26 protein-coding genes and 1 pseudogene are annotated in these 22,089 nt (G+C 66.5%); 13 read left to right on the forward strand and 14 right to left on the reverse strand.

Features of this window, described 5'->3' with window-relative positions:
* Nucleotides 1-61 precede the first annotated feature (61 nt).
* Both RM96_RS25615 and RM96_RS39490 read left to right on the forward strand, forming a co-directional pair.
* A complete protein-coding gene (locus RM96_RS25615) occupies nt 62-424 on the forward strand; it encodes a hypothetical protein (RefSeq protein WP_039014520.1) in 363 nt (120 codons plus the stop codon).
* Between the two features lie 30 nt (nt 425-454).
* Nucleotides 455-601 (forward strand): hypothetical protein, encoded by a 147-nt coding sequence (locus tag RM96_RS39490; RefSeq protein WP_193752519.1) that lies wholly within the window; start codon nt 455-457, stop codon nt 599-601.
* Between the two features lie 33 nt (nt 602-634).
* Here the strand turns inward: RM96_RS39490 and tnpA are convergent, their stop codons facing one another.
* Nucleotides 635-1,048: an IS200/IS605 family transposase gene (gene tnpA / locus RM96_RS25620; RefSeq protein ID WP_082016706.1), complete on the reverse strand. Its 414-nt coding sequence runs from the start codon at nt 1,046-1,048 to the stop codon at nt 635-637.
* Nucleotides 1,049-1,070: 22 nt separating this feature from the next.
* Between tnpA and RM96_RS25625 the strand changes: the two genes are divergently transcribed.
* Both RM96_RS25625 and fdxA read left to right on the forward strand, forming a co-directional pair.
* Nucleotides 1,071-2,315, forward strand: coding sequence for an RNA-guided endonuclease InsQ/TnpB family protein (locus RM96_RS25625; protein ID WP_052279736.1), 1,245 nt, complete (start codon nt 1,071-1,073; stop codon nt 2,313-2,315).
* 126 nt (nt 2,316-2,441) lie between these two features.
* Nucleotides 2,442-2,771 carry a ferredoxin FdxA gene (gene fdxA / locus RM96_RS25630; RefSeq protein ID WP_039014522.1) on the forward strand — a complete coding sequence of 110 codons (330 nt, stop codon included), beginning with the start codon at nt 2,442-2,444 and terminating at the stop codon, nt 2,769-2,771.
* Here fdxA and RM96_RS25635 read toward each other — a convergent pair.
* Nucleotides 2,768-3,868, reverse strand: coding sequence for a substrate-binding domain-containing protein (locus tag RM96_RS25635; protein ID WP_039014523.1), 1,101 nt, complete (start codon nt 3,866-3,868; stop codon nt 2,768-2,770). The genes fdxA and RM96_RS25635 overlap by 4 nt on opposite strands.
* A 149-nt stretch (nt 3,869-4,017) precedes the next feature.
* Between RM96_RS25635 and RM96_RS25640 the strand changes: the two genes are divergently transcribed.
* From RM96_RS25640 to RM96_RS25660, 5 genes are read left to right on the forward strand one after another with little or no spacing between them, the layout of a single operon-like run.
* Nucleotides 4,018-4,545 carry a formate dehydrogenase subunit gamma gene (locus RM96_RS25640; RefSeq protein ID WP_039014524.1) on the forward strand — a complete coding sequence of 176 codons (528 nt, stop codon included), beginning with the start codon at nt 4,018-4,020 and terminating at the stop codon, nt 4,543-4,545.
* A complete protein-coding gene (locus RM96_RS25645; RefSeq protein ID WP_039014525.1) occupies nt 4,542-6,107 on the forward strand; it encodes a formate dehydrogenase beta subunit in 1,566 nt (521 codons plus the stop codon). Before RM96_RS25640 ends, RM96_RS25645 begins: the two co-directional genes overlap by 4 nt.
* Nucleotides 6,108-6,144: 37 nt before the next feature.
* Nucleotides 6,145-9,027 carry a formate dehydrogenase subunit alpha gene (gene fdhF / locus RM96_RS25650; protein WP_039014526.1) on the forward strand — a complete coding sequence of 961 codons (2,883 nt, stop codon included), beginning with the start codon at nt 6,145-6,147 and terminating at the stop codon, nt 9,025-9,027.
* A 15-nt stretch (nt 9,028-9,042) separates the two neighbouring features.
* The gene (fdhD, locus tag RM96_RS25655; RefSeq protein ID WP_039014527.1) at nt 9,043-9,909 is read left to right on the forward strand and encodes a formate dehydrogenase accessory sulfurtransferase FdhD; all 867 of its coding nucleotides are present in this window, start codon (nt 9,043-9,045) and stop codon (nt 9,907-9,909) included.
* Nucleotides 9,906-10,130, forward strand: a complete 225-nt coding sequence (locus RM96_RS25660; RefSeq protein ID WP_039014528.1) for a formate dehydrogenase subunit delta — start codon at nt 9,906-9,908, stop codon at nt 10,128-10,130. Before fdhD ends, RM96_RS25660 begins: the two co-directional genes overlap by 4 nt.
* A 139-nt stretch (nt 10,131-10,269) precedes the next feature.
* Here the strand turns inward: RM96_RS25660 and RM96_RS25665 are convergent, their stop codons facing one another.
* Both RM96_RS25665 and RM96_RS40595 read right to left on the reverse strand, forming a co-directional pair.
* Entirely contained in the window at nt 10,270-10,965 is a 696-nt protein-coding gene (locus tag RM96_RS25665) for a transglycosylase domain-containing protein (protein WP_039014529.1), read from the reverse strand.
* A gap of 35 nt (nt 10,966-11,000) precedes the next feature.
* Complete coding sequence (locus RM96_RS40595; protein WP_274520229.1) at nt 11,001-11,126, reverse strand: hypothetical protein; 126 nt, start codon at nt 11,124-11,126, stop codon at nt 11,001-11,003.
* Between the two features lie 253 nt (nt 11,127-11,379).
* Between RM96_RS40595 and RM96_RS25675 the strand changes: the two genes are divergently transcribed.
* Entirely contained in the window at nt 11,380-12,207 is an 828-nt protein-coding gene (locus RM96_RS25675) for a tyrosine-protein phosphatase (protein ID WP_082016707.1), read from the forward strand.
* A gap of 52 nt (nt 12,208-12,259) precedes the next feature.
* Here RM96_RS25675 and RM96_RS25680 read toward each other — a convergent pair.
* Nucleotides 12,260-12,511: pseudogene (locus RM96_RS25680) on the reverse strand (acetate/propionate family kinase); the annotation flags it as partial.
* Between the two features lie 65 nt (nt 12,512-12,576).
* Here RM96_RS25680 and RM96_RS25685 point away from each other — a divergent pair.
* Entirely contained in the window at nt 12,577-13,368 is a 792-nt protein-coding gene (locus tag RM96_RS25685) for a TOBE domain-containing protein (RefSeq protein WP_039014532.1), read from the forward strand.
* Nucleotides 13,369-13,382: 14 nt separating this feature from the next.
* Nucleotides 13,383-13,922, forward strand: coding sequence for a class IV adenylate cyclase (locus RM96_RS25690; protein WP_039014533.1), 540 nt, complete (start codon nt 13,383-13,385; stop codon nt 13,920-13,922).
* Here the strand turns inward: RM96_RS25690 and RM96_RS25695 are convergent.
* From RM96_RS25695 to RM96_RS25715, 5 genes are all read right to left on the reverse strand, one after another.
* Entirely contained in the window at nt 13,892-14,614 is a 723-nt protein-coding gene (locus tag RM96_RS25695) for an ATP-binding cassette domain-containing protein (protein ID WP_039014534.1), read from the reverse strand. The genes RM96_RS25690 and RM96_RS25695 overlap by 31 nt on opposite strands.
* Before the next feature lie 7 nt (nt 14,615-14,621).
* Complete coding sequence (gene modB, locus RM96_RS25700; RefSeq protein WP_039014535.1) at nt 14,622-15,338, reverse strand: molybdate ABC transporter permease subunit; 717 nt, start codon at nt 15,336-15,338, stop codon at nt 14,622-14,624.
* Between the two features lie 19 nt (nt 15,339-15,357).
* Entirely contained in the window at nt 15,358-16,158 is an 801-nt protein-coding gene (modA, locus tag RM96_RS25705) for a molybdate ABC transporter substrate-binding protein (protein WP_052279737.1), read from the reverse strand.
* Between the two features lie 253 nt (nt 16,159-16,411).
* Nucleotides 16,412-16,606: a DUF1059 domain-containing protein gene (locus tag RM96_RS25710; RefSeq protein WP_039014536.1), complete on the reverse strand. Its 195-nt coding sequence runs from the start codon at nt 16,604-16,606 to the stop codon at nt 16,412-16,414.
* 61 nt (nt 16,607-16,667) lie between these two features.
* Nucleotides 16,668-17,609: a 2-hydroxyacid dehydrogenase gene (locus RM96_RS25715; protein WP_039014537.1), complete on the reverse strand. Its 942-nt coding sequence runs from the start codon at nt 17,607-17,609 to the stop codon at nt 16,668-16,670.
* Between the two features lie 193 nt (nt 17,610-17,802).
* Between RM96_RS25715 and RM96_RS25720 the strand changes: the two genes are divergently transcribed.
* Entirely contained in the window at nt 17,803-18,366 is a 564-nt protein-coding gene (locus RM96_RS25720) for a nucleoside 2-deoxyribosyltransferase (RefSeq protein WP_039014538.1), read from the forward strand.
* Between the two features lie 35 nt (nt 18,367-18,401).
* On the opposite strand, the gene RM96_RS25725 is transcribed toward RM96_RS25720, so the two are convergent.
* The 4 genes from RM96_RS25725 to RM96_RS25740 are packed head-to-tail and all read right to left on the reverse strand — an operon-like array spanning nt 18,402 to nt 22,087.
* The gene (locus RM96_RS25725) at nt 18,402-19,019 is read right to left on the reverse strand and encodes a PqiC family protein (RefSeq protein WP_039014539.1); all 618 of its coding nucleotides are present in this window, start codon (nt 19,017-19,019) and stop codon (nt 18,402-18,404) included.
* Between the two features lie 2 nt (nt 19,020-19,021).
* Nucleotides 19,022-20,659, reverse strand: coding sequence for a PqiB family protein (locus RM96_RS25730; protein ID WP_039014540.1), 1,638 nt, complete (start codon nt 20,657-20,659; stop codon nt 19,022-19,024).
* Nucleotides 20,646-21,404: a paraquat-inducible protein A gene (locus RM96_RS25735; RefSeq protein WP_039014541.1), complete on the reverse strand. Its 759-nt coding sequence runs from the start codon at nt 21,402-21,404 to the stop codon at nt 20,646-20,648. The genes RM96_RS25730 and RM96_RS25735 overlap by 14 nt, the downstream gene beginning before the upstream one ends.
* Nucleotides 21,401-22,087, reverse strand: a complete 687-nt coding sequence (locus RM96_RS25740) for a paraquat-inducible protein A (RefSeq protein WP_039014542.1) — start codon at nt 22,085-22,087, stop codon at nt 21,401-21,403. Before RM96_RS25740 ends, RM96_RS25735 begins: the two co-directional genes overlap by 4 nt.
* Between the last annotated feature and the right edge of the window lie 2 nt (nt 22,088-22,089).

Raw genomic sequence — 22,089 nt, forward strand, 5'->3', positions numbered from 1 at the left:
ATATTCATCGGTACGGCGGCACCATGCGGGTGCCCATTTTTCTGGATTCTGGAGTGTTCTGATGAGCAGTATTGGTAGTCGTTCATACCTGGGCCCCCTTGCCTCGATACTGGCTGCGGCAGCGCTTGCCGCCTGTGGCGGAGGCGGTGGGGATTCGCCGTCGGCCAGCGCGTCCGGCACGCCGGCCGCAACCGCGCCCACTACGCCTGCCCAGCCGGACCCGGCCCCGCCGGCGCCTCCCCAGGCCAGCACGCCGCTGGTGATCACGGGCCTCGATCAGGCCTGCACCGGCTGCGGCGCGGCAACGCCGGCCAGCTATGCGGGCTCAGGTGTCGGAATCTGGACCCGCGCCAACGGCACCGGCGCTGCCGCCGACGTGCAGTTCTCCATCGCGGGCCTGAGCGGCCAATCGGTGTCGCTGTAGCTGACCAATACCACCGGCCTGCCGCAGATCATGCCAACGGTGACGCCGTCGGTGATCAGCTCCTCGGTGAGCCGCCTGTCGATACAGTCGCTGGCGGCCAATGAACAACAAACCGATGCTGACCCGGTGCGCGGCAAGCCCCGTCCTTCAGGAATCCTTCAGGACGGGGAAGGATAGTGCGGACGGCGTAGCCGTCCTTGCCGTTGGGTTTTAGTGTGGAGTTTGCTGCTGCTCGATGTACTGGCGCACGATGGAAATTGGTGCGCCGCCACAGGATGAAGCGAAGTAGGACGGCGACCAGAGCGCGCCTTTCCAGTAGCGTTTCTGGATGTCAGGTCTTTCCTTGCGCAGCAGGCGGCTGGACACGCCCTTAAGACTGTTTACCAGATTCGATACCGCCACCTTTGGTGGATACTCCACCAGCAGGTGGACGTGATCGTCCTCCCCGTCCATCTCGATCAGGTCGGCCTCGAAGTCGGCGCAGACGTTAGCAAAGATGGCGCGAAGCCGCTGAATAGCGTCGCCATCGAACACCTTGCGGCGATATTTCGCCACAAAGACCAAATGGACATGCATCTTAAAAATGCAATGTCTGCCGTGCCTAATGTCATTGCTATCGCTCATAGACCAAGAGTATGATGGGCCGATGCAGCGACTTCAAGCCTTCAAATACGAATTGATGCCGACCGGCGTGCAGCAGCGCAACATGCGCCGCTTCGCCGGGTCGTGCCGGTTCGTATTCAACAAGGCACTGGCGCTGCAGAAGCAGCGCTACGAGCAAGGGGAGAAGAAGCTCGGCTACGTCGGGCTCTGTAAGGAACTCACAGCTTGGCGCAACAGCACGGAAACGGCATGGCTGGCCGAGGCCCCCGTTCACCCGCTGCAACAGGCCTTGAAGGATTTGGAGCGGGCCTACACCAGCTTCTTTGCCAAGCGAGCCGAGTTCCCACGCTTCAAGAAGAAAGGCCAGGCGGACAGCTTCCGGTATCCCGACCCGAAACAGATCAAGCTGGATCAGGGAAACAGTCGCTTGTTCCTGCCCAAGCTTGGTTGGCTGCGCTACCGCAACAGCCGGGACGTGCTCGGTGCGGTGAAGAACATCACCGTCAGCCAGTCGGGCGGCAAGTGGTATGTGAGCATTCAGACTGAGCGGGAAGTGGCGCAGCCTGTCCCGCAGGGTGGTGCGGTCGGTATCGATATGGGCGTGGCGCGTTTCGCCACCCTCTCGGACGGCACGTTCTACGCGCCGCTCAACAGTTTCAAGCGGCAGGAGACTGCGCTGCGTAAAGCGCAGCAGGCCATGAGCCGCAAGGTGAAATTCAGCAACAACTGGAAGAAGGAGAAAGCCCGCGTCCAGCGCATTCACTCCCGTATCGGCGATGCCCGCCGCGACTACCTGCACAAGACCTCAACCGCGATCAGCCAAAAACACGCGATGGTGTGTATCGAGGACTTGCAGGTGCGGAACATGTCCAAGTCCGCTAAGGGCAGCGCCGAACAACCGGGAAAGCAAGTTCGGGCCAAGTCCGGCCTGAACAAATCCATCCTCGATCAGGGCTGGTTCGAGTTCCGCCGCCAACTGGACTACAAGCTGGCATGGAACGGCGGCTGGCTGGTCGCCGTGCCACCGCAGAACACGAGCCGAACCTGTCCGTGCTGCGGACATGTATCGGCGAGCAACCGGCAGGCGCAAGCCCGGTTCAAGTGCATGGAATGCGGCTTCGAGGAAAACGCCGATGTAGTCGGCGCGATCAATGTTCTAAGGGCGGGACACGCCCGGTTAGCCTGTGAAGTGAGTGGTGCAGGAATGCCACCAGCAGCAGGAACCCACCGAAGCGACTCATTCCGGCTCGATGCCGGGATGAGCGCCGTAGGAATCTCCGGTCTTTAGGCCGGGGAGGAGGTCAAAGACTCGGACAATGCCCGCCGCCCTGCTTGGCAGCCTGCCGGGCTAACATCTGTGCCTGTCCTGCACCTTCGGCGCAGGACTCCCGTTCTCCACTGCTGCCCCACCTCGATGACCTTTGTTGTGACGGATGCCTGCATCCAGTGCCGCCACACCGATTGCGTCGAAGTCTGCCCGATGTCCTGTTTCCACGAGGGCCCGAACTTTCTCGCGATCGATCCCGACCAGTGCATCGACTGCTCGATGTGCGTGCCGCTCTGCCCCGTAGGGGCGATCTATTCCGAGCACGACCTGCCCGAAGAGCAGCGCCACTTCCTTGCCCTCAACGCCGAGCTGTCGCGCCGCCCGGACTGGCCGCCGCTGCTGAAGGCCAAGGGCCCCGTTGCCGGCCACGAGGACTGGGCCGATCATCCTGACCGTCTTTCCTTGCTGGTGCGCTAGCCGCGCAGCGCGCTGCTGTATTCCGGAAAGGCTTCCTCCAGCGTGAGCACGGTCCCGGTGAGCGAGCCATCGTAGCCCGGCAGCGCGTTCACGCGCTGGCGGAAGGCCTCGCTGGTCAGCGCGTCCACCGCGCCGGCCAGCGCACTGCTGCGCAGCATCGTCTTCTCGATCGCGAAGAAGTAGCGCTCCTTCAGCACCGGCACGAACTCCAGGCCAAAGCGCCGCGCCGCGGTCTCCACCCCGAACCCCACGTCGGCCATGCCGCTGCCGATATACGCCGCCACTGCCGCGTGCGTGAACTCGCCGTTGCTGTAGCCCTCGATGTGGCCCGGATCGATGCCGTGCGCGGCCAGGATCAGGTCCAGCAGCAGGCGCGTGCCGGAGCCAACCTGGCGATTGACGAAGCGCACTTCGCGCCGCGTCAGGTCCTCAAGCGTGCGGATGCCGAGCGGGTTGCCCGGCCGCACGAAGAGCCCCTGGCTGCGCACCGCCAGGTGGACCAGGCAATGCGTGTCGGGTTTGAGCCACGTGGTGAAGTGCCACCACATGGCGTGCTCGAACTCGCCGACCGGGACATGGAAGCCCGCGATATCGCACGCGCCCTCGGCCAGCGCCGCCACGGCCTCCACGCTGCCGCAGTACTTCAAGTCGTGCCGCACCTGTTGCTCGTCGAGGAAGTCGCGCAGTGCCGCCACCGCAAAGCCGTGGCTGGCGTGCAGCCGCACGGCCGGATCGGACTGGTCCATCAGCTTCTTCAGCTCGATCTCCAGCTCGGAAGCCAGGCTGTCCAGCGTTGGCGACAGCCGCGCGCCAATGCGCTTGCTGGCCCACACCAGCTGCTGCGCCAGCGGCGTCAGCGCGCTGCCGCGTCCACGTGTCTTGTCGATCAGCGGGCCGCCGAACAGGGCCTCGGCGTCGCGCAGGATGCCCCAGGCGTAGCGGTACGACAACGACACCGCCTGCGCCGACTGGCTGATGCTGCCCGAGTCTTCGATATGGCCGAGCAGGGCCACCAGCCGCGATACGTCAAGCGGCTCCCCGCCGGGGCTGTCATCGTCCCGGATCTGCAGGTGCGGATGGATCGAGATGCGGATCATATGTACAAAATAGCTTATTGATGGCCTGCCGACACTCTCATATAGTCGGTTCCACGGGCAAAACGCCACACCCAGAAGCCCGTAAATAGGAAAAAAATAGCATATAAAAGGCCGCGCTGCCGGATCGTGCGAGCCCCACAGGAGACGCCATGCCAGATATCGCCACTCCCGCACCGGCCCAGGCCGACGCCGCGCGCATTGCTGCGATCGTGGCGGCGCGCCAGGACATGCCGGGTGCCTTGCTCCCGATCCTGCACGAAATCCAGGACACGCAGGGCTACATCCCGGACGACGCCGTCCCCGTGATCGCTCGCGCGCTGAACCTGTCGCGCGCCGAAGTGCATGGCGTGATCACCTTCTACCACCACTTCCGCCAGCAGCCCGCTGGCCGCCATGTGGTGCAGGTCTGCCGCGCCGAAGCATGCCAGTCGGTCGGGGCGGAGGCGCTGGCCGATCACGCACAGCGTGCGCTCGGCTGCGGCTTCCATGAAACCACCGCGGACGGCCAGGTCACGCTGGAGCCGGTCTATTGCCTCGGCCAGTGCGCCTGCGGCCCGGCCATGATGATCGGCGAGCAGTTGCACGGCTACGTTGACCCCAAGCGTTTCGATGCGCTGATCCGCTCGCTGCGCGACGCGCAGGACCATTCGGCTGAACAGACGGAGGCCCGGGCATGAGCGCCGTGACTACCACCATCTTCGTGCCGCGCGATTCCACCGCGCTGGCCCTCGGTGCAGACGATGTGGCCCGCACCATTGCGCGCGAAGCCGCCGCACGCGGCGAAAGCGTGCGCGTGGTGCGCAACGGCTCGCGCGGCATGTTCTGGCTGGAGCCGCTGGTCGAGGTGCAGACCGATGCCGGCCGCGTGGCCTATGGTCCTGTCAGCGCGGCTGACGTGCCCGCGCTGTTCGACGCCGGCCTGCTGCAAGGTGGCTCGCACGCGCTGTCGCAAGGCCTGACCGAAGAGATCCCGTTCCTGAAGAAGCAGGAGCGCCTGACCTTCGCCCGCGTCGGCGTCACCGATCCGCTGTCGCTCGACGACTACCGCGCGCACGAAGGCTATGCCGGCCTGGAGCGCGCGCTGGCGATGGAGCCTGCGCAGATCGTGCAGGAAGTCACCGACTCAGGCCTGCGCGGCCGTGGCGGTGCGGCGTTCCCGACCGGCATCAAGTGGAAGACCGTGCTGGGCGCGAAGTCTGCCGTCAAGTACATCGTCTGCAATGCCGACGAAGGCGACTCGGGCACGTTCTCCGACCGCATGGTGATGGAAGACGACCCGTTCATGCTGATCGAAGGCATGACCATCGCGGGCCTCGCTGTGGGTGCCGAGCAGGGCTACATCTACTGCCGCTCCGAATACCCCCATGCGATTGCCGTGCTGGAAAGCGCGATCGGCATCGCCAATGCGGCGGGCTGGCTCGGCGACGATATCCGCGGCAGCGGCAAGCGCTTCCACCTCGAAGTGCGCAAGGGCGCCGGCGCCTACGTCTGCGGCGAGGAAACCGCGCTGCTCGAGAGCCTGGAAGGCCGGCGCGGCGTGGTGCGCGCCAAGCCGCCGCTGCCGGCGCTGGAAGGCCTGTTCGGCAAGCCCACCGTGATCAACAACGTGATCTCGCTGGCGACGGTGCCGGTGATCCTGGCGCGCGGCGCGCAGTTCTACCGCGACTTCGGCATGGGGCGCTCGCGCGGCACGCTGCCGTTCCAGCTGGCGGGCAATATCAAACAGGGTGGCCTGGTGGAGAAGGCGTTCGGCGTCACGCTGCGCGAACTGCTGATCGACTACGGCCAGGGCACGCGCAGCGGCCGCGCCATCCGCGCGGTGCAGGTTGGCGGCCCGCTGGGCGCGTATCTGCCGGAATCGCGCTTCGACGTGCCGCTCGACTACGAAGCCTATGCCGCCTTCGGCGGCGTGGTGGGCCACGGCGGCATCGTGGTGTTCGACGAGACCGTCGACATGGCGAAGCAGGCCCGTTATGCGATGGAGTTCTGCGCGATCGAGTCTTGCGGCAAGTGCACGCCGTGCCGGATCGGCTCGACGCGCGGCGTGGAAGTGATGGACCGCATCATCGCCGGCGAGCAGCCGGTGAAACATGTCGCGCTGGTACGCGACTTGTGCGACACCATGCTCAACGGTTCGCTTTGCGCGATGGGCGGCATGACGCCGTACCCGGTGCTCTCGGCACTGAACGAATTCCCCGAGGACTTCGGCCTCGCCTCCAACCCCGCCAAGGCCGCCTGAGCGCCGGGTCCACACAAGAATCGGGAGACAACCAGTCATGAACGCCCGCAACGAAATCGATTTCGGCACCCCCGCCAGTGAAGCCACCGAACTGGTCACCCTTGAGGTCGATGGCGTCAGCGTCACCGTGCCCGCCGGCACGTCGGTGATGCGCGCCGCGATGGAAGCCCAGATCGCCGTGCCCAAGCTGTGCGCCACCGACAGCCTCAAGTCATTCGGCTCGTGCCGCCTTTGCCTGGTGGAGATCGAAGGGCGCCGCGGCTATCCCGCCTCCTGCACCACGCCGGTGGAAGCGGGCATGAAGGTGAAGACCCAGAGCGACAAGCTGGCCGACCTGCGCCGCGGCGTGATGGAGCTCTATATCTCCGATCACCCGCTCGATTGCCTGACCTGCCCGACCAACGGCAACTGCGAGTTGCAGGACATGGCCGGCGTGGTGGGGCTGCGCGAAGTGCGCTACAACGACGGCGGCCCGGAAGCCAAGCCGATTGCCACGCACACCGAGATGAAGAAGGACGAATCCAATCCTTACTTCACCTACGATCCTTCCAAGTGCATCGTCTGCAACCGCTGCGTGCGCGCCTGTGAAGAGACGCAGGGCACGTTCGCGCTGACCATCAGCGGCCGCGGGTTCGATTCGCGCGTCTCGCCCGGCACCAGCCAGTCGTTCATGGAATCGGATTGCGTCTCGTGCGGCGCCTGCGTGCAGGCCTGCCCGACCGCCACGCTGACCGAGACCTCGGTCATCAAGCTGGGCCAGGCTTCGCACAGCACCGTGACCACCTGCGCCTACTGCGGCGTGGGCTGCTCGTTCAAGGCCGAGATGAAGGGCAACGAGGTGGTGCGCATGGTGCCGTACAAGGACGGCAAGGCCAACGAAGGCCACGCATGCGTCAAGGGCCGCTTTGCCTGGGGCTACGCCACGCACAAGGACCGCATCCTCAAGCCGATGATTCGCGCGAAGATTACCGACCCTTGGCGCGAGGTGTCGTGGGAAGAAGCGATCGACTATGCCGCGTCGCAGTTCAAGCGCATCCAGGCCGAGCACGGCAAGGACTCCATCGGCGGCATCGTGTCGTCGCGCTGCACCAATGAAGAGGGCTACCTGGTCCAGAAGCTGGTGCGCGCCGCCTTCGGCAACAACAACGTCGACACCTGCGCCCGCGTGTGTCATTCGCCGACCGGCTATGGCCTGAAGCAGACGCTGGGCGAATCGGCCGGCACGCAGACCTTCAAGTCGGTGGAGAAAGCCGACGTTATCATGGTCATCGGCGCCAACCCGACCGACGGCCACCCGGTGTTCGCCTCGCGCATGAAGAAGCGCCTGCGCGCCGGCGCCAGGCTGATCGTGGTCGACCCGCGCCGCATCGACCTGGTCGATTCCCCGCATATCCGTGCCGACTATCACCTGCAGCTGCGCCCGGGTACCAACGTGGCGCTGGTGACGTCGCTCGCGCACGTGATCGTGACCGAAGGCCTGCTCAACGAAGCGTTCATTGCCGAGCGCTGCGAGGATCGCGCCTTCAACCAGTGGCGCGACTTTGTCTCGCTGCCGGAGAATTCGCCGGAGGCGATGGCCGAAGTCACCGGCATTCCGGCCGAACAACTGCGCGGCGCTGCCCGCCTGTACGCCACCGGTGGCAATGCGGCCATCTACTACGGCCTGGGCGTGACCGAACACGCGCAGGGCTCCACCACCGTGATGGGCATCGCCAACCTCGCCATGGCCACCGGCAATATCGGCCGCGAAGGCGTGGGCGTGAATCCGCTGCGCGGGCAGAACAACGTGCAGGGCTCGTGCGATATCGGCTCGTTCCCGCATGAGCTGCCGGGCTATCGCCACGTGTCGGACTCGACCACGCGCGGCCTGTTCGAAGCCGCGTGGAATGTCGAGATCAGCCCCGAGCCGGGCCTGCGCATCCCGAACATGTTCGAAGCCGCGCTGGCCGGCAGCTTCAAGGGCCTGTACTGCCAGGGCGAGGACATCGTCCAGTCCGATCCGAACACGCAGCACGTGTCGGAGGCGCTGTCGTCGATGGAATGCATCGTGGTGCAGGACATCTTCCTGAACGAAACCGCCAAGTACGCCCACGTATTCCTGCCGGGCTCGTCGTTCCTCGAAAAGGACGGCACCTTCACCAACGCCGAACGCCGTATCTCGCGCGTGCGCAAGGTGATGCCGCCCAAGGCACGCTACGCCGACTGGGAGGCGACCATCCTGCTGGCCAATGCGCTCGGCTACCCGATGGATTACAAGCATCCTTCGGAAATCATGGACGAGATCGCGCGCCTGACGCCGACCTTCTCGGGTGTCAGCTACAAGCGCCTGGACGAGCTGGGCAGCATCCAGTGGCCTTGCAACGCCGACGCGCCGGAAGGCACGCCGACCATGCACATCGATGCATTCGTGCGCGGCAAGGGCAAGTTCATCATCACCAAGTACGTGCCGACCACCGAAAAGATCACGCGCGCCTTCCCGCTGATCCTGACCACCGGCCGCATCCTGTCGCAATACAACGTGGGCGCGCAGACACGGCGCACCGACAACGTCCACTGGCATGCGGAGGACCGGCTGGAGATCCATCCGCATGATGCGGAGGAGCGCGGCATCAAGGACGGAGACTGGGTCGGCGTGCAGAGCCGGGCAGGCGATACCGTGCTGCGCGCCATCGTCAGCGAGCGCATGCAGCCGGGCGTGGTCTACACCACCTTCCACTTCCCGGAATCGGGCGCCAACGTGATTACCACCGACAACTCGGACTGGGCCACCAACTGCCCCGAGTACAAGGTGACCGCGGTGCAGGTGATGCCGGTGGCGCAGCCGTCGGCATGGCAGCGCGAGTATCACGACTTCAATACGGAGCAGCTGCGCCTGCTCGAAGCTGCCAGCGCGGACCCGGCGCAAGCCGCCGCGGGCTGAGCGGAGGAACGTATCATGATGCGCTGCATGCAATCTCCTGAAGTGGAGCCCGCGGTAGTGGATGCCAGTGCGCCGGCCACGCACAGCACCTTTGCCGTCAGCCGCTGGCGGCAGGGCGAGATCGTGCTCAGTCCCGATGAAGTGGCCGAGGAAGTGCCCGTTGCGCTGGAATACAACGGCATCTCGCATGCGGTGATGCTGGCGACGCCGGCCGACCTGGAAGACTTTGCACTCGGCTTCAGCCTGAGCGAAGGCATCGTGGCCAGTCCGCGCGACGTCTACGACATCGAGATCGAAACCCGCGAGCATGGCATCGCGGTGCGGCTGGAGATCGCTTCGCGGTCGTTCATGGGCCTGAAGGAGCGCCGCCGCTCGCTGGCTGGGCGAACCGGCTGCGGGCTGTGCGGAACTGAATCGCTCGAGCAGGTCATGCGTATGCCGGCGCCGGTGCAGAGCGACGCCAGTTTTCATACCGACGTGATCCAGGCTGCGTTCGTGCAGCTGCAGCTGCGGCAGGATTTGCAGCGCCACACTGGTGCCACGCACGCCGCCGCCTGGCTGCGGGCCGACGGGCATGTGTCGATGGTGCGCGAAGACGTGGGCCGCCACAATGCGCTCGACAAGCTCGCCGGAGCACTTGCACGCAGCGGCGAGGATATCGCCACTGGCGCAGTGCTGGTGACCAGCCGTGCCAGCTATGAAATGGTGCTGAAGACTGCCGCCATCGGCGCGGGACTACTGGCGGCGGTATCGGCGCCTACTGCGCTGGCCGTGCGCCTGGCCGAGCAGGCCAATATCACGCTCGCCGGTTTTGTCCGCGCAGGCGGCCACGTCGTCTACGCGCATCCCCAACGTCTGCAACACGAAGCGAGTCTGGCATGAAGATCGACAACCTCATCACCATGGCCAACCAGATTGGCAGCTTTTTCGAGGCGATGCCGGATCGCGAGGAAGCGGTCTCGGATATCGCCGGGCATATCAAGCGGTTCTGGGAGCCGCGGATGCGGCGGGCCTTGCTTGGACATGTGGATGCTGATGGCGGTGATGGGCTGATGGAGATTGTGAGGGAGGCGGTGGGGAGGTATCGGGGGGTTTTGGAGTAATTGATTGGCTCTGGCTCTGGCTTGGCGCTGTCGTAGGTCGACGGTCCCGTTTCGCCCTGCCGGGCGAGTTACTTTCTGACGGCGCCAGAAAGTAACCAAAAAGCGCCTGCCAAGAACGACCCGCGACCGTAATGCCCCATCACCTCAACCTCAACGGCTCCAACAACGCACTGGCATACTGACCACGCGAAATCTTCCCCAACTCCAGCATCCGATGCAGGATATAAGCCTGCCGCTGCCGCGCCCTCCGCGGATTGACCACCGGGTTGTTCGCCGACGGCGCCTTGGGCAACCCGGCCAGCATCGCACTCTCCGCCAGCGTCAGCCGGGAAAGCGGCTTGCCGAAGTAGGTCTGCGCCGCATCGGCAAATCCATACGCCCCCTGTCCAAGGTAGATCTTGTTCATGTACAGCTCAAGGATCTCATCCTTGCTCATCGCATGCTCGATGCGATAGGACAGCAGCACTTCGTACAGCTTGCGGGTATAGGTCTTGTCACGTGACAGGAAGAAATTGCGCGCCACCTGCATGGTGATGGTGGATGCGCCCTGCGAGAGTTCGTCAGAGAGATTCGCGACGCCCGCACGGATGACGCCAACGTAGTCGATGCCGTCATGCAGATAGAAGCGCTCGTCTTCAATGGCCACTACGGCTTCCGTCAGCTCGCGTGGAAACCGGCCGATGGGAACGTAGTCAGGCGTGCTGCGGAACGAAGTCAGTGCATCAAGCGATGGCAACTGCCGGTTCGCTGCCAGCACGGCAACGGTGGCAAGCAGCGCGCCGCCGACTACCGTCAGCAGCGCCAGCTTGAAAAAGGTGGAAATGAGGCGCTTCATGCCGCGTATTGTGCCAGCCCCGCAGGGCACTGGCATCAAGCTTGCGGCAGCGGCACGGGCACCTTCAGCGATTGCGCGAGCTGCTCGCGATTGCGCCAGATCGCCGGATGATGTCCAGATGCGGCCGACTCTTCCGCGTCACCTGCGGTCTGGTTGCGCAAGGTGATGCATACGTCGGGGCGATCTGAAATAATTGAGCGGTGAGGAAGGTTTTAGTTTGTGGCCTGAAAGCGGGCCTGGATGCCGAAACGCTGCGCAAGGCGTTGGCAGCGCATGCCGACATACGCGATGTGGAAATGGTGCGTTCGGGTGACCCGGAGCGTCCGTGGGCGTGGGCCGGCGTCGCGGCCAGCGCGATGACCGTGTAGAAGCTGGTGGCGCGCCTGGACGGCCGTTACAGAGAAGAGACAGACAATGATCAGGCAATGGTTCGCATGGACGGGATTCCCGATGGGTTCCGGCATGCATGCTCACGCGGTGGTGCCGCAAGCCCCCGCGGCAATTGACGGCGAACTGGGACTCGAGACCATCAGCAACGCGCGCGACCTCGGCGGACTGGCGGGCGCCGATGGCCGGCGCGTGCGCCGGGGCAGGCTTTATCGCAGCGGCAATCCCGCGCTGGCCAGCAGCGCCGATATCGAGCGCCTGGATGCGCTCGGTCTCGACATCGTGGTGGACTTCCGTTCGCCCGGGGAGAAGTCTCCGGACGAAACCGGCTTTGGCGAGCGCTTCAATTGGGTCGCCGTGCCGGTGCTGGAGGGCAGCATGGCGATGGACGTGCTGATGCCGCGCCTGCGCGACAGCACGCCGGAGCAGGTGGATGCGTTCATGCTGGAGGTCTACCGCGATTTCCCGGTGCGCTATCGCGATGCGTTCGGCGGCTTCATGCAGACCGCGCAGTCGGGCAAGACCCTGATGTTCCACTGCACGGCGGGCAAGGACCGCACCGGCTTTGCATCGATGCTGCTGCTGTCGGCCTTGGGCGTGGCACCGGATGACATCCTTGCCAACTATCTCGAATCGAACCGCCGCAACCAGCGCTTCAACCAGGCCGCGCTGGCCCGCATCGCCGAATTCGGCATCCGGCCCGAGGTCATCATGCCGTTGCTTGAGGTTCGTCCCGATTATCTCGCCGCCTCGGTGCAGACCATCGAGCGCACCTACGGCAACATCGATGCCTACCTGTCGCGCGGGCTGGGCATCGATGTCCAGCGCCTGCGCGCGCACTACCTGGAAGACTGAGCGGCGGGCGGCCGGCCGCCTGCTTCCCAGGCCGTTACAGCTTGCCGCACTCGCCGATGCCGGCGGTGAAGACCAGGCCGTCGAGCCCCCCCAGCGTGACCGCCAGTTTGCCGATTTCCTGCGCGGCACGGTATGCGTAGAAATCGATCGCGAGCCGTGTGCACGGTTCTTCGCTTGCCAGCAGCGCACGCATGTCGCTGCTGACCCCCGAAATCCCTTTCAATCCAGAGTCTTGGTACAGCATCGCCTGGATGTCGCTGGCGGTCATGCCTTGCTGCGCCAGCCACAGCACCGCGCCAGGATCGTTGGGATTACCATAGCTGCATTCCGACTCTGGCGCGCTGCCTCGCAGGTAGCGCCATGCTTTCAATGCTCGAACTCGAAGGCGCGATCTGGTTCCGGTCCGGCTCACGGGATTGGGGCGGCAAGGATCGCATTGCCCTGCTGGCAGCGATTGGCGAACACGGCTCCATCACTGCGGCTGCGCGCGCGGTCGGCATCAGCTACAAGGCAGCGTGGGATGCCATCGACGCGATGAACAACAGCGCCGGCGAGCCGCTGGTCGTGCGCGCGGCAGGCGGCAAGGGCGGCGGCGGCACGCACCTGACCGAGCGAGGCCAGCAGCTCATCCGCACCTACCGCGCGCTCGAGGACGAGCACCGGCGCTTCGTGGCCCACCTCGGCCGTCTTGGCGAAGCGGCAGCCGACGATCTCCACCTGATAAGGCGATTCATGATCAAGACCAGTGCCCGCAACAAGCTTTTCGGCCACGTCGCCAGTGTGCACGGCGGCGCGGTCAACGATGAAGTCACGCTGGCCCTGCCGGGCGGCCAGAAGATCGTGGCGACCATCACGCATGAGAGCGTCGAGACGCTGGAACTGAAGCAGGGCGCGGAAGCGTTTGCGCTGGTAAAGGCATCGTCGGTGCTGATCGGATTGCCTGACCCGGCGGCGCGGCTCTCCGCGCGCAATCAGCTGCCTGGCGTGGTCTCCCGCGTGGTGCCGGGGGCGGTGAATGCGGAAGTCGTGCTCGACCTGGACGGCGGCGGCACGGTCGCTGCCATCATCACGAACGGCAGTGTGGATGAACTCGGGCTGGCGCCCGGCGTGCGGGCGCTGGCGATCTTCAAGGCGTCCAGCGTGATATTGGGTGTGAGCTGAAAGGCCCCGGCATCATGTCAAGAAACGTGGAAATCAAGGCGCGAATCCCCAGCGTGGAAGCCATCCAGCCACGCGCGGCCGGCATCGCAGATCATGGCCCGGAACTGATCCACCAGGACGATACCTTCTTCCCCTGCACCAACGGACGACTGAAATTGCGGGCATTTGGTTCGGGACACGGCGAGCTGATCTTCTACGCACGCGCAGACGAAGCCGGGCCGAAAGAGAGCTTCTACATCCTCTCGCCCACGGCAGCGCCCGACACCCTGCGCGCGGCGCTGACCGCCGCGCATGGGCAGGGCGGACGCGTGCGCAAAGTGCGCACGCTGTTCATGGCTGGCCGCACGCGCGTGCACCTTGACCGCGTGGAAGGGCTTGGCGACTTCCTCGAACTGGAGGTCGTGCTGGCCGACGATGAAAGCGTGGAAGACGGCATTGCCGAGGCCCATGTGCTGCTGGGCAAGCTCGGCATCGATGCCGGCAGCCTGATCGAAGGCGCGTACGTGGATCTGCTGCGCGAGGCTCAGGCCACGCGCGCCGACAAGGGCGCGTAGACCGGCGGATGCTGCTTGCTGGTACCGCTGCCGAAGATCCGGCCGTCGCGGATTTCCAGCACGTGGTCGCCCAGCGCTTCCACATCCGCCGGATCGTGCGAGATCACCAGCATCGGCACGTCGAGGCTGGCCTGCAGCGCGCGCAGCTCGGCGCGCATGCGGCTGCGCAGGGCAGGGTCCAGCGCGGAGAACGGCTCGTCCAGCAGCACGATGTCGGGCCGCGCCACCAGCGCGCGCGCCAGCGCCACGCGCTGCTTCTGCCCGCCCGAGATTTCCGCGGGATAGTTGCCGACGATCTCGCGCAGGCCGAAGGCGTCGATCCAGCGCACGGCCTCCGGATGCGTGCCGTTGCGGCGCGGATTGCGCCATCCTTTCGAGAGCCCGAACGCGATGTTCTGCCCCACGGTCAGGTGCGGGAACAGCGCATATTCCTGGAACAGGTAGGCCACTCGGCGCTCTTGGGGACGCACGTTGATGCCGGCGTCGGCATCGAACAGGGTGCGGTCGTTAAGGACGATGCGGCCGCTGTCCGGCATCAGCAGCCCGGCAATCGCGCGCAGTGTCAGGCTCTTGCCCGCGCCCGAAGGGCCGAACAACGCAATGCGGCGGCTGTCGGAGTCGAAGGCGATATCGAGCGAGAACTGGCGGTCGGCCGAGGTCATGCGCTTGCGGATGCTGACTTGCATGCTCATGGGCGGCTCACTGTGACGCGCGGGAACGGCGCAGGCGGCCGCGCTCGTAGATTTCGGCCGGATTGCGCGCGGCAGCGGGCACCAGCCTGCCAGCTACCACCAGCAGCAGCACGCAGGTGACTGACGTGACCAGCACCAGCAGGTTGGCGGTGTTGTCGTCGCCAGCCTGCACGGCTTCGTAGATGGCGACCGACAGCGTCTGGGTGCGCCCGGGCAGGTTGCCGGCGACCATCAGCGTGGCGCCGAACTCGCCCAGCGCGCGGGCAAAGGCCAGCAGCACGCCGGCAACGATGCCGCGCGCGGCCAGCGGCAGCGTGACGCGGAAGAAGATGCCGGCCTCGGGCACGCCCAGCACGCGGGCGGCGTTCTCCAGCTGATGGTCCACGCCTTCAAACGCGGCCCGCGCAGATTTCAGCACCAGCGGAAACGCCACGATGGTCGAGGCCAGCACCGCGCCTTGCCAGGTGAAGACCAGTTCGATGCCCAGCTTGTCCAGCCACTCGCCGAACACGCCGCGGCGCCCGACCAGCACCAGCAGGTAGTAGCCAAGGACGGTAGGCGGCAGCACCAGCGGCAGCGTCAGCACGGCATCGACCACGTCGCGCGCGGGCGAACGCCAGCGTGCCAGCGCGTAGGCGGTGGCGACGCCCAGCACGGTGTTCAGCGCGGTGGCCCAGCCTGCCACCTTGAGCGACAGCAGCAGCGGTACCCAGACGGCGTCCATGGTATGGCGATCGTCCCAGTCAGGGCTTCTGGAAGCCGTAGCGCGCCAGGATGGCCTGGCCTTCCGGCGACATGACGTAGCTGACGAAGCTCGCGGCCGGCGCAGCCTGCTTCGTCTGGCTCGTGACGGCGATCGGATAGGTCACCGGCGTGCGGCTCGGCACGCGCACGGCGACCTTCACCTTGTCCGGCATGACGGCCGCATCGGTGGCGAAGACAAAGCCTGCCTCGACCTCGCCGCGCGCCACGTAGTCCAGGCTCTGGCGCACGTTCTGCGCCGGCACGCCCTTGGCGGACACGGCGTCCCACAGGCCGGCGGCTTCCAGCGCCCCCTTGGTATAGCGGCCCACCGGCACGGATGCCGGATTGCCGTAGGCCACGCGCTTCACCTCGGGCCGGGCCAGGTCCTGCAGAGCGCTGATATTGAGCTTGCTGTCGGCTGGCACGATCAGCACCACCTGGTTGGCGGCAAAGTCGTGCCGGGTGGCGTGATTAACCACTTTCTCGGCCTCGGCCTTGTTCATGGCCTCCTGGTCGGCCGAAGCAAAGACATCGGCCGGCGCGCCCTTGACGATCTGCTGCATCAGCACGTCCGACGCCCCGAAGTTCAGCACGACCTTGGTGCCGGGGTGGCCCCGCTCGTACGATTCGGCCAGCGACTTGAATGCGTTGGTCAGGCTCGCGGCGGCGGAGACGACCAGGTCGGCGCCGAAGGCGGGCGGCGCAGCCAGCGCGAGCGCGGCAATGGCGGCGCTGGCCAGGTGGGCGGCGCGGCGCGCGAAAGCAGGGCGGTCGGAGCGGGCGAGACGTCGGCTGAACATTGGGCGATTCCTGGGGTTAAGGAGGGCGGGCAAGGGAATATGCCGCCGCGAGGCCTGATATGTACTGTCAGGCGCAATATAAGTCTGTATATAGCGGGGCGTCAATGATGCGCCATGACGCGTGACCTGGGTATTCCGGAACTCGGAAGTGGCGTATCAGCGGCGCCGCATACCGGGCGGCCGTTGTGCCGGCTGGCAGCGGGAAACGGAAGCGGATTTCGGCGCGCCGCCTTTCCGGCGCGCCGACCCGGGTTCAGGCCGGCGGGGAGCCGTCCTTGAACAAGGTTTTCAACTGGGCGCGCAGCTCAGGGGTGTCCTGATGCTGGTGCACCGCCACGGCATGCTGGACCGCGGCTTCGAGCAGTTCGCCTTCACTGTCGGCGCTCAGCGCCACGGTGCAGTTGTTCTCGCTCGGGTAGTCGCGGCAATCGATGTACTTGCGTCCCATATTGCCTCCTGACACCGGCCCGGCGGCCGGCGTCTTGAAGTATAGGGCGCGGGGCGGGGCTTCAGATGACTGGCGTGACCACCTTGCCGGTAGCGAGGAATGCCTCAAGGTTCCGCAGCGTCAGCGCCGTCATGGCGGCACGGGTTTCGTGCGTGCCGCTGGCCATATGCGGCGCCAGCACGATATTGTCGAGCGCCAGCAGCGCGGGCGGGACATTGGGCTCGTCGCGGAACACGTCGAGCCCGGCGCCGCCAAGGCGCTTCCCGGCCAGTGCTTCGACCATGGCCGCCTCGTCGATCACGCTGCCGCGCGAGACATTGACTAGGATGCCCTTCGGCCCGAGCGCATCGATGATCTCGCGCGACACCAGCCCGGCGGTTTCAGGCCCGCCGACACAGGTCACCACAAGGAAGTCCGACCACGTGGCGAGCGCCTTCAGGTCCGGCTCGTGCCGCCACGGCGCGCCGTCGCGCGGGCGGCGGTTGTGGTACGCAATTTCCATGTCGAAGCCGCTCGCGCGCCGCGCCACGATCTTGCCGATGCGGCCCAGGCCGAGGATGCCGAGCCTCTTGCCGGAAACGCGCGTGGTGAGCGGGAAGCCGCCTTGCGGCCAGCGCTGCGCGCGCACGAAGCGGTCGCCAAAGGCAATGCCGCGCGCGGCGTCGATCAGCAGGCCGAAGGCGAGGTCGGCCACGCAGTCATTGAGCACGTCGGGCGTATTGCTGACCTGGATGCCGCGTGCGCGGGCCGCGTCCAGCGCGATGGAGTCGTAGCCGACGCCAAAGCTGACGATGGCTTCGAGCTTCGGCAGCGCGGCGATCAGTGCCGCGCTGCAGCCGTGGCGGGCCGACGTCACCACCACGCGCACCTGCCGGCCATGCTCGCGCGCCCATGCCAGCGGCTCGGCCTGCTGCCACAGCGCTGCCGCGCCGTGCTGTTCCTGCAGCGTATGGTTGGTCTGCGGCGCCAGCGGGCCGACCTGGAGAATCTGGGGAGCGGACATGGGTATGAAGAAAGCCAGGGGAGGGGATGAGGGCTGGAATCCGGCCGGCAAATGGTAGCGCAAGACCGCAGGCCATGCTGGCGGGCTGCCGTGACCGCGTCACTTAGAGCGGTATGCCACGGTTTTGCGGGCGCCCGCCGGGTTATGCTCCCTGCCATTCCTTCAATTCGCCGGCGTGTTCCGCAGCTTCGTCATGAAAACCATCTACCTCGCAGGTTTCGATGTCTTCCGCAAAGATGCGCTTGCCCACGGCGAGCAGCTCAAGGCGCTGTGCGCGGCGTATGACTTCGAAGGCCTCTATCCGCTCGACAAGGCAGCGCCCGCCGGCATGCCGGGCCCCGAAACCGCGCGCTGGATCTACGACGCCAACCTGGCCCTGATCCGCCGCGCCGACATGGTCATGGCCAACCTGGACGATTTCCGCGGCCCGGGCGAGCCCGATTCCGGCACGGCGTTCGAAGTCGGATTTGCGGTGGCCCTGCAAAAGCCCGTATGGGCCTACAGCGCCGACGCCGGCACGCTGCTGGACCGCGTTGCGGTGAGCAAGGACGCTGACGGTATGGCGCTCGACGCGCGCGGTTTCGTGGTGGAAGACTTCGGCCTGGCCAAGAACCTGATGCTGGCCTGCTCGGTGCGGCTGGTGGCGGGAGGTGCGAAGGAGTGCCTGGAGGCGATCGCGGAAAGGGCGCGGCGGCGGGCAGCAGAGGCCGCCGCCCGGCGCGAACGCGATGGATCGAACTGGGACGCGAACGACTGATCGCGCGGCCTGGCGCCCCCCCTTATCGACGCCGCCTATTGCCGCAGCGACCGCAGCCCCGACGCGATCTCGTTCGCGGCGCCCGACACGATTTCCCGGTACGCCGCCACCACGCCATCGACCGAGCCCGGCGCCGGCAGCTCGGCCTGCGTGCGGCCGGCCACCACCTTGCCGTCCGGCAGGCGGCGCACCGTCCAGTTGATGCTGGCGCCAGCGCGCTGGCCGAGGTCGGCATCCAGCCGGGTCACTTCCGTGGTAATGCGATAGACCGGCGTGACGTCCGCCAGGCCCTGCTGGTAGGTGTCGACCGCGCCCAGGTTTGCCTGCAGCCGCTGCGACAGCGCGTCGCGCAGCTCGTCAGGCAGGGGCGATGACCAGCGTGCCAGGTCCAGCAACCGCAGCGTGGCATCGTCGCCACCGTTGGCGTCGCGCACGACCAGTTGCGGCCGGTTAAGGCGTTCGGGCACGCGCACCGGCGCGACTTCGATCCAGATCGGGTTGTCGGTCGGGATCGCGGCGCCGGCAGCGGCGGCGGCCGGGCCCTGCGCCAGCGTGTAGTAGCGCGGCTCGGGCGAGGCGCAGCCGCCCAGCAGGGCAAGCGCCAGCGCAGCGAGCAGGACGGGCCGGCGTGCGGCGTGGATGCGAGTCATCATTCTTACTCCGTCTTGCCGCGCAGCAGCGCTTCGGGATGGCGTTCGAGGTAGTCGGTCAGCGTGCGCAGCGAGGTCGCGGTGCGGGTCAGCTCCTGCAGCATGCGGCGTGTGTCCTGCTGCAGCGGCGCGTCGGAGGCCAGCGTGCCGTTGGCCGAGTTCAGCGTCTTGCGCGCGTCCTGCAACGCGGCCAGCACTTGCGGCGCAACATCGCCGTGGAGCTGCTGCACGAGCTTGTCGGCGCTGGCCAGCATGGCGTTGGTGCTGGCAACCGCGGTGCGCAGGTCCTCGCCGATCTTGTCGAACGGCACCTTGTCGATCCGGTTGACGATGTCGCCCACCTGGGCCTGCAGCTGGTCGAAGGTGCCCGGCGTGGTGGCCAGTTCCGGAATCGGCGCGTCAAGGTTGACGGTGGCCGGGGGGGCCTTCGGGAAGAAATCGAGCGCCACGTAGAGCTGGCCGGTCAGCAGGTTGCCGGTGCGCAGCTGTGCGCGCATGCCGCGCTTGAGCAGGCCCTCCAGGATGGCGCGCCGCTGGTTCTGGTCCTGCACGTCGCGCTGGCGGAAGCCCATGCGGGACGGATAGAACTCCACCACCACCGGCATGCGGAAGGCCTTCTTGTCACGCTGGTATTCGATGCCGATCGAGCGGACCTGGCCTACCACCACGCCGCGGAAGTCCAGCGGCGCACCGGGGGACAGGCCGCGCACGGACTGGTCGAAGTTGAGCACGGCCAGCGTCGGGGCCAGTTCCTCGGGCTCCTTCATCGCATCGCTCTGGTCGCTCGCCAGCAGGAACTGCGTGTTCTCCGCCGCCGCGTCGGTGGTCGGCGAATTGTCCGGCGCCTGGAAGGCGACGCCGCCCAGCAGCACGGTCACCAGCGACTGCGTGGACAGCTTGAGGCCGCCGGCGTCGAGCTTGAGATCGACGCCGCTGGCGTGCCAGAAGCGGGTATCGGCCGTCACCAGCTTGTCATAGGGCTTGTTGACGAACACGCGCAGCGTAATGTCGCGCCCGTTCGGATCGAGCTGGTAGGCCACCACCTGTCCGACCTGCACCCGGCGGTAGTACACCGGCGAGCCGATATCGAGCGAGCCCAGGTCCGAGGCGCGCAGCACGAACTGCTTGCCGGACGAATCCGTGGTGACCACCGGCGGCACTTCCAGGCCCTTGAAGTCGCGCCTGCGTTCCGCCGACTTGCCCGCGTCCACGCCGATATAGGCGCCCGAAAGCAGCGTCTCCAGCCCCGACACGCCGCTGGCCGCAAAGCGCGGGCGCACCACCCAGAAGCGCGAATCGGCCACGGCGAAGCTCTCAGCATCCTTGGTCAGCTCGATCATCGCCACCACGTGCGAGCGGTCAGGGGCGAGACGCACGGACTTCACCAGTCCGATATCCACGTCCTTGTAGCGCACCGCGGTCTTGCCCGGTGTCAGCCCCTCGGCGGAGCGGAAGGTGACCGTGATCTCGGGCCCGCGCGACGCCAGCGTATGCACCAGCAGCGAGATGCCGACCACGGCGGCAACGATCGGGATCAGCCAGACCAGCGAAGGCAGCCAGCGCGCGCGGCGGCGGTGTTCGGGCCGGGGCAGCCCCGGCGGCGGCGCCGAGGGCGAGGGTGTCGGGATTTCAGTGTCGGGCATCTTTTTGTTCCAGCGAATCCCACAACAGGCGCGGATCGAAGCTCAGCGAGGCCAGCATGGTCAGCACCACGACCGATGCAAAGGCCAGCGCGCCGCCTCCGGGGATGATGGTGGCGAGTGCGCCGGCCCGCACCAGCGAGGCCAGCAGCGCCACCACGAAAATGTCGAGCATGGACCAGCGCCCGATGACTTCGACCAGCCCGTAGAGCTTGGTCTGTTGCCGGATGCGCCAGGTCGAGCGGAAATGGACGGACAGCAGCAGCAGCGTCAGGATCAGCATCTTCAGCAGCGGCACGATGATGCTGGCGATCAGCACCACGCCCGCGAGCAGGTGCGATCCCGACAGCCACAGGTAGAGCACGCCAGACAGGATGGTGTCCTTCTGCGTGCCAAGGATGGACTGGGTCACCATCACCGGCAGCAGGTTGGCCGGAATATAGAGGATATAGGCCGACAGCAGGAAGGCCCAGGTGCGCGCCACGCTGTTCGGCTTGCGGTGGTGCAGGGTCGCGCCGCAGCGCGGGCACGGCTCGCCTTCGAGCGTGCGCGGGCTGACCAGGTCGCAGGCGTGGCAGGACAGCAGGCCCAGCGTGGTGGCGGTGGGCACCTGCGCAATCGGCGTGCGTTCGTCGTCATCGGTGAGCTCCGCCACCACGCCGGCGGCGAGGCGGCGCGAGCGCTCCAGGCGCTCGCGCGCGGTGAGGCGTGGCCCGGAAGGGCGGGACGGTTCTGGCGTATGGCTCATGGGGATGGCTCGTCTCGCGCTTGCGCGGCGCTGGCCTCGGGCGCTTCGAGGTAGTCCCACAGATCGCGCGGGTCGAACGACAGCATCGCGGCCAGCACCACCACCAGCGCGCCGAACGACCACAGGGCAACGCCCGGCAGCACCTGCGCCATGGTCGACAGCTTCACCAGCGTGACCAGCACGCCGATCATGAACACCTCGATCATGCCCCACGGGCGCGTCTGGCGGATGCCGCGCACGATGCGGTCGAAGCCGGCCGGCATGCGGTGCCCGGCCATCGGCACCAGCAGGTAGGCCATCATCAGCATCTCCGACAGCGGAACGAAGATCGTGGTGGCAAAGACCAGCACGGCCACCAGCCCCATCTGGTCGGCGTAGAGCGCCTGCACGGCGCCCAGCAGCGTGGTCTCGGTGCGCACGCCCTTCAGGTCCATCGCGACGATCGGGAAGGCGTTGGAGATCACGAACAGGATCAGCGCCGTCAGTACCAGCGGCAGCAGCCGGCGATAGGCCTGGCTGCTCTCGCGATACAGCTGCCCGCCGCAGCGCAGGCACAGTGCGCGTTCACCCGGGGCGACAACCGTGCGCTCATAGACCGCGTCGCAGTATTCGCAGGCCACCAGCCCGTGCAGCGCGGCGGGCGACGAGAGATCGGCGGGCGCGGGCGTTTCGTGGTCTTGCATGC

The sequence above is a fragment of the Cupriavidus sp. IDO genome, from assembly GCF_000812465.1.
In the GTDB taxonomy this organism is placed as follows: domain Bacteria; phylum Pseudomonadota; class Gammaproteobacteria; order Burkholderiales; family Burkholderiaceae; genus Cupriavidus.

What these genes read in the sequence shown, in the direction of transcription:
- RM96_RS25625 (WP_052279736.1), top strand. Translation starts at nt 1,071, where the DNA reads ATGCAGCGACTTCAAGCCTTCAAATACGAATTGATGCCGACCGGCGTG.
- tnpA (WP_082016706.1), bottom strand. Translation starts at nt 1,048, where the DNA reads ATGAGCGATAGCAATGACATTAGGCACGGCAGACATTGCATTTTTAAG.
- RM96_RS25660 (WP_039014528.1), top strand. Translation starts at nt 9,906, where the DNA reads ATGAAGATCGACAACCTCATCACCATGGCCAACCAGATTGGCAGCTTT.
- RM96_RS25695 (WP_039014534.1), bottom strand. Translation starts at nt 14,614, where the DNA reads ATGAGCATGCAAGTCAGCATCCGCAAGCGCATGACCTCGGCCGACCGC.
- RM96_RS25615 (WP_039014520.1), top strand. Translation starts at nt 62, where the DNA reads ATGAGCAGTATTGGTAGTCGTTCATACCTGGGCCCCCTTGCCTCGATA.
- modB (WP_039014535.1), bottom strand. Translation starts at nt 15,338, where the DNA reads ATGGACGCCGTCTGGGTACCGCTGCTGCTGTCGCTCAAGGTGGCAGGC.
- RM96_RS25690 (WP_039014533.1), top strand. Translation starts at nt 13,383, where the DNA reads ATGTCAAGAAACGTGGAAATCAAGGCGCGAATCCCCAGCGTGGAAGCC.
- RM96_RS25735 (WP_039014541.1), bottom strand. Translation starts at nt 21,404, where the DNA reads ATGAGCCATACGCCAGAACCGTCCCGCCCTTCCGGGCCACGCCTCACC.
- RM96_RS25640 (WP_039014524.1), top strand. Translation starts at nt 4,018, where the DNA reads ATGCCAGATATCGCCACTCCCGCACCGGCCCAGGCCGACGCCGCGCGC.
- RM96_RS25710 (WP_039014536.1), bottom strand. Translation starts at nt 16,606, where the DNA reads ATGGGACGCAAGTACATCGATTGCCGCGACTACCCGAGCGAGAACAAC.
- fdhF (WP_039014526.1), top strand. Translation starts at nt 6,145, where the DNA reads ATGAACGCCCGCAACGAAATCGATTTCGGCACCCCCGCCAGTGAAGCC.
- RM96_RS25635 (WP_039014523.1), bottom strand. Translation starts at nt 3,868, where the DNA reads ATGATCCGCATCTCGATCCATCCGCACCTGCAGATCCGGGACGATGAC.
- RM96_RS25715 (WP_039014537.1), bottom strand. Translation starts at nt 17,609, where the DNA reads ATGTCCGCTCCCCAGATTCTCCAGGTCGGCCCGCTGGCGCCGCAGACC.
- RM96_RS25725 (WP_039014539.1), bottom strand. Translation starts at nt 19,019, where the DNA reads ATGATGACTCGCATCCACGCCGCACGCCGGCCCGTCCTGCTCGCTGCG.
- fdhD (WP_039014527.1), top strand. Translation starts at nt 9,043, where the DNA reads ATGATGCGCTGCATGCAATCTCCTGAAGTGGAGCCCGCGGTAGTGGAT.
- RM96_RS39490 (WP_193752519.1), top strand. Translation starts at nt 455, where the DNA reads ATGCCAACGGTGACGCCGTCGGTGATCAGCTCCTCGGTGAGCCGCCTG.
- RM96_RS25730 (WP_039014540.1), bottom strand. Translation starts at nt 20,659, where the DNA reads ATGCCCGACACTGAAATCCCGACACCCTCGCCCTCGGCGCCGCCGCCG.
- RM96_RS25720 (WP_039014538.1), top strand. Translation starts at nt 17,803, where the DNA reads ATGAAAACCATCTACCTCGCAGGTTTCGATGTCTTCCGCAAAGATGCG.
- RM96_RS25675 (WP_082016707.1), top strand. Translation starts at nt 11,380, where the DNA reads ATGATCAGGCAATGGTTCGCATGGACGGGATTCCCGATGGGTTCCGGC.
- RM96_RS25685 (WP_039014532.1), top strand. Translation starts at nt 12,577, where the DNA reads ATGCTCGAACTCGAAGGCGCGATCTGGTTCCGGTCCGGCTCACGGGAT.
- fdxA (WP_039014522.1), top strand. Translation starts at nt 2,442, where the DNA reads ATGACCTTTGTTGTGACGGATGCCTGCATCCAGTGCCGCCACACCGAT.
- RM96_RS25740 (WP_039014542.1), bottom strand. Translation starts at nt 22,087, where the DNA reads ATGCAAGACCACGAAACGCCCGCGCCCGCCGATCTCTCGTCGCCCGCC.
- RM96_RS25665 (WP_039014529.1), bottom strand. Translation starts at nt 10,965, where the DNA reads ATGAAGCGCCTCATTTCCACCTTTTTCAAGCTGGCGCTGCTGACGGTA.
- RM96_RS25645 (WP_039014525.1), top strand. Translation starts at nt 4,542, where the DNA reads ATGAGCGCCGTGACTACCACCATCTTCGTGCCGCGCGATTCCACCGCG.
- modA (WP_052279737.1), bottom strand. Translation starts at nt 16,158, where the DNA reads ATGTTCAGCCGACGTCTCGCCCGCTCCGACCGCCCTGCTTTCGCGCGC.